Origin of the sequence: Acrocarpospora catenulata, assembly GCF_018476525.1 — a bacterium.
Taxonomy (GTDB): Bacteria; Actinomycetota; Actinomycetes; order Streptosporangiales; family Streptosporangiaceae; genus Acrocarpospora; species Acrocarpospora catenulata.
The window spans coordinates 1-993 of sequence record NZ_JAHCST010000120.1; the positions used below are offsets into that span (position 1 = coordinate 1).

At 72.8% G+C, this 993-nt stretch carries 1 protein-coding gene; it reads left to right on the forward strand.

All coding sequences use genetic code 11. The features are described from left to right. Nucleotides 1-252: 252 nt before the first annotated feature. A partial coding sequence (locus tag KIP79_RS45640) for an alpha/beta hydrolase (RefSeq protein ID WP_250214944.1) occupies nt 253-993 on the forward strand: 741 nt, incomplete at its 3' end.

Below are 993 nucleotides of genomic sequence, written 5' to 3' on the forward strand. Positions count from 1 at the left end.
CCACCCACCCACCCTTCAGACCCTTCGGGTCCGGACCCGGCTCCGCCGGGGCGGTCGGCCACCGCCTCCGCGTGTGGGAGCGTTGGTTGCCGGGTGGTCCCATCTACCCGCCCGGTTGGGCGACCCCGGCTGGGTGGGTCTCAGCGGGCTCTCAGCGGGGCTAAGTAAGCTCTCAGGATGACGTTTCCGGGCAGGCGGCGGGTTTTGGCCGTCGTGATCGCGGCTGTGGTCCTGGGAGCGGGGGTTGCTTGGATGGTCTGGCCGTCTGAGGAGCCGCCGCGGGGGCAGGATGTGGCCATCCAGGTGGTGGACGGGCCGGCTGACGATCAGCGGGTGACGCTGGACGCCAGCTTCTTTCCGCCGGTGGGGGGCGGGCGGGCGCCCGCGGTGTTGCTCGGGCACGGGTTCGGGGGCAGCAAGAACAGCGTGCGGGAGCAGGCGCAGCGGCTGGCGCAGCGCGGGTACGCGGTGCTCACCTGGTCGGCGCGGGGCTTCGGCAGGTCCACCGGGGAGATCGCCCTGAACTCTCCCGACTACGAGGTCAAGGACGTCAAGCAGCTGGTGGACTGGCTGGCCGCACGTCCGGAGGTACGCCTGGACGCGCCCGGCGATCCCCGGGTGGGCATGGCGGGCGGCTCATACGGCGGCGCGATCGCCCTGATGACCGCCGCCTACGACGACCGGATCGACGCGATCGCTCCCCAGGTCACCTGGTACGACCTGGCCGACGCCCTCTTCCCGAACGCGACCGGCCAGGGCCCGGCCACCGGCGTGTTCAAGAAGATGTGGGCGGGAATCTTCTTCAGCGCCGGAGGCAGCCGCCTGGCGGGCCTCGGCGGCGGCGACCTTGCGAACAGCCTCGCGGGCTTGACCGGCGGAGGCACGGGTGGGGGTCCCGGGGGAGGCCCAGGCGGGAGCACCAACCAGGGCACCAGCCAGGGCGCGAACGGGGGCGCTAACCAGGGCGCGAACCAGGGCGCCAATCAGGGCGCG